At 56.4% G+C, this 3,453-nt stretch carries 3 protein-coding genes and 2 pseudogenes; 2 read left to right on the top strand and 3 right to left on the bottom strand.

Annotation, left to right across the window (positions count from 1 at the left end):
• Positions 1 to 79 precede the first annotated feature (79 nt).
• Positions 80 to 613, top strand: a pseudogene (locus ACIQVE_RS19755) (TetR/AcrR family transcriptional regulator); the annotation flags it as partial.
• Positions 614 to 726: 113 nt separating this feature from the next.
• Here the strand turns inward: ACIQVE_RS19755 and ACIQVE_RS19760 are convergent.
• The 3 genes from ACIQVE_RS19760 to ACIQVE_RS19770 form a co-directional block, all read right to left on the bottom strand.
• Positions 727 to 1,185: an REP-associated tyrosine transposase gene (locus tag ACIQVE_RS19760; RefSeq protein ID WP_402811183.1), complete on the bottom strand. Its 459-nt coding sequence runs from the start codon at positions 1,183 to 1,185 to the stop codon at positions 727 to 729.
• Positions 1,186 to 1,432: 247 nt separating this feature from the next.
• On the bottom strand, positions 1,433 to 2,503 hold the full coding sequence (locus ACIQVE_RS19765) for a TPR end-of-group domain-containing protein (protein WP_402811185.1): 1,071 nt from the start codon (positions 2,501 to 2,503) through the stop codon (positions 1,433 to 1,435).
• A 95-nt stretch (positions 2,504 to 2,598) separates the two neighbouring features.
• Entirely contained in the window at positions 2,599 to 3,039 is a 441-nt protein-coding gene (locus ACIQVE_RS19770; RefSeq protein WP_402811186.1) for a heme-binding protein, read from the bottom strand.
• Positions 3,040 to 3,308: 269 nt separating this feature from the next.
• On the opposite strand from ACIQVE_RS19770, the pseudogene ACIQVE_RS19775 reads away from it, so the two are divergent.
• A pseudogene (locus ACIQVE_RS19775) lies at positions 3,309 to 3,453 on the top strand (thiamine pyrophosphate-binding protein); the annotation flags it as partial.

A 3,453-nucleotide genomic window follows, 5' to 3' on the forward strand; every position in this document is an offset into this window, starting at 1 on the left:
AATGATAATGAGAACAAACAGATATACAAACAAAAAAAAAATCATTCCATAAACCACTCACTACATATCACACAATTAATTCGCTGCGACCAAAACCAGCGACATCGCCGCGAAGGCAGGATTGCCCAAGCCCAACGTCTACTACTACTTCAAGTCCAAGGAAAACCTCTATCGCGAGGTGTTGGAAAGCATCATCGTGCCGATCCTGCAGGCGTCGACACCGTTCAACGCGGACGGCGTGCCAAGTGAAGTGCTCAGCGGCTACATCCGCTCGAAGATTCGCATCTCCCGCGACCTGCCTTTCGCCTCCAAGGTGTTCGCCAGCGAAATCATGCACGGCGCCCCGCACCTGAGCGCCGACCTGGTCGAGCAGCTCAACGCCCAGGCCAAGCACAACATCGACTGCATCCAGACCTGGATCGACCGCGGCCAGATCGCCCCGATCGACCCCAATCACCTGATGTTCAGCATCTGGGCCGCGACCCAGACCTATGCCGACTTCGACTGGCAGATCTCTGCGGTCACCGGCAAGGACAAGCTGGATGAAGCGGATTATGAAGCGGCAGCGCAGACGATTATCCGGTTGGTGTTGAAGGGGTGTGAGCCGGACTGATGGACCGCGTTGCCTGCTTCGCGAGCAAGCTCGCTCCCACATTGGATCGGTGAACACCCCAAATCCCCTGTGGGAGCGAGCTTGCTCGCGAATGGCGGCGACACGGTGTCAGCTCAGACCCAAATCGCATCCCACAGCGGATAATCGCCTAGCTTCTTTACCAACCCTGCCCGCAATGGGTTAGCCACCACATAACGCGCCATATTCACCAAATCATCCTCCCGCCGCAGCGCTCGATCATGAAATCCTTGCTGCCAAAGACTGCCTTTTCTACCGGCCGCCAAATTCACCGCCCGCGCGCTCAAAGATTTGGTTTTTTGCATCAGTTCACTTAGTGAGCCTTGCTTCAAATCAATCAACCAATGGAAATGATCGGGCATGACTACCCACGCCAGCGAGTCAGCGAAGCCCAGCTCCTGGACATTTCGAAATTGCTCAACGACCAACCTGCCCAATGCAAAGTCTCTGAAAACAGGTTCACGATGCAGCGTATTGGCGGTGAGCAAATACAGGCGATTGGGCTCGTCATAGCGGCCAAAACGCAATCGATGTGACGCTGATAACTTCGGCATTCCTTTGCCCTTTCAAGAAGAGACTTAAAAGGTTAGATCCGCGAACCAGGGAGGCGGGGAAAGACTTTTGGCAGGATGTGTCAGATGAAACGCCTTCGCGAGCAAGCTCGCTCCCACAGGGGATTCGAGGGATTCAGACATTTTGTGTCCGAACACAATCCTGTGGGAGCTGGCTTGCCAGCGATGACTATCGATCAGACGTCAGAGATCAAGCAGTCACTGCGCATTCGCGGCGATCTTTGTGGTTTCAGGCTTCGCGGTCCATCAACCACAGCAGCGCTTGCGGAAACGAGGTTTTCCAGTCATCAGGGTAGAAGTGTCCACCTTCATGGGTACGGGACTTGACCTCGTTGCCTTCACTGAACAGTTTGAGGAAATCGACAGTCATCTGCTGATTGCCCGGCCCTTCTTCTTTGCCATTGATCACAAACACCCTTTTCCCACGGGCCTTGCTCACCGTTGGTGTCGGCTGCCTGCCACCAGGTGATACCAGCAGCGCACCCGCGTAATCATCCGGATGCTGGGCCAGCAAAGCGCCTGCATGTTGCGAACCTTGAGAGAAGCCCATCAGGTACACCTGCTTGCGATCGATGCATTGCTGCGCTTCCAGTTCTTTCAAGCCATTTTGCACGGCCTTCTGCGTGCCTTCGAAACCCGGGCCGATCCAGCGGAAACTGTTGGTCGCGTTGAGCATCTCCGTACCATTGATGCCCAGAATGATTGCGCCGGTGTCTGCCAGCGGCTGATCACTCTCATCGAGTTCACCGTTGATGCCGTAACCGTGCAGCCACACCACGACCGGACGGCATGCTTGGGGCGCGGGAATGCCGGCAGGCGGGTTCAGCACCGAAATCGCGCCGACCTTGCCCACGGCGATTTTCTTGTAGCGCTCCTGAGCACTGGCCAGCACGGATTTATAAGTGGCGGTGTTGCGCAACTCGGAAAAATCCTCGTCTTCGGCCAACAGCGGGCCGAACCACAGGCCGCGATCATCGGCCTCTTGCAGATAACGCAGGGCTAACTTGTCATCGCCACGGCGGGCAAACAGCGCAGCGACCTGATAAGGCGCCAGCACTTGCTTGGGATCTTCACGGGAGGCTGCCAGATAGACCGCAATCGCCTGCAGTGTATCGGTGTCTTCAAGCTTCTCGGCCCGCTCCATCAACTCGGGCACATCGTCGGCATTGAGCAGCGCGGAAACCACTGGGCTAAGTGCCTGGAACGCGATTTTATCGGCGTCCAGCTCGTCGGCGGCCTGCAGGAAAGGGGTGCAAAGGGTCATGGCCGCAGCCAGAGAAATGCGAAATAGCGTCTTCACGCTGATCTTCCTTGATACAAAAACGGGGCGGCAGTCTATCGACGCCACCCCGATTAGTCATTACCCCAATGCCAGCCGTGGGTATTTAGTTCAGATCAAGTGGCCACCCCGGCATCCGCCTTCAAATCCAGCGCCTCCACCGCTTTGATCGCCACCTGCTCATCAATGTCTGACAGATCGCCGCTGATGCCGATCGCCCCCAACACATGCCCCGCCTGATCGCGGATCAACACACCGCCCGGTGCCGGCACGACGCTGCCCTGGCCCATGCTGTTGAGCGCGGAGAAGAACGCCGGGCGTTGCTGCGAATCCACTGCCAGCAGGCGCGAGCCCTTGCCCAGCGCAATCGCGCCCCAGGCTTTGCCGATGGCGATTTGCGGGCGCAGCAGGCTGGCGCCGTCTTCGCGTTGCAGGGCGATCAAGTGGCCGCCGGTATCGAGTACCGCGATGGTCAATGGCGCGGCGTTGATGCCCCGCCCTGCGCTGATGGCTTCGTTGACCAGGTTGACTGCGACTTTCAAGGTTAAAGCGCTCATGGTGCCGTCCTCATTTTGTTATAGGGAAAGTCGTAGAGCTGCGCGTAAGTGCCGCAGCTCAATGCAAACAAATAGAACACAATGAGTTATTTTTTTGTATACAATAATTCTCGAAAAGCGCCACATGCGACGAAAAGCCACAGCAGTAATGGCTTCCGACGAATGAAACAGACGCTTGAGAAAATGGATTGACCTGCGCCGTCCGCCGTGAATACTCTCTGCGCAAAGCCACTTGTATACAATTACAAAACGTAAAGAGGCACAAAACCATGAGCAAAATGAGAGCAATCGAAGCCGCCGTTCTGGTGATGCGCCGTGAAGGGGTTGATACCGCTTTTGGCATTCCGGGCGCTGCAATCAACCCGCTGTACTCCGCCTTGCAGAAAGTGGTGGCATCGATCACGTCCTTGCTCG

The organism is Pseudomonas sp. NPDC098747 (genome assembly GCF_044760045.1).
Classification (GTDB): domain Bacteria; phylum Pseudomonadota; class Gammaproteobacteria; order Pseudomonadales; family Pseudomonadaceae; genus Aquipseudomonas.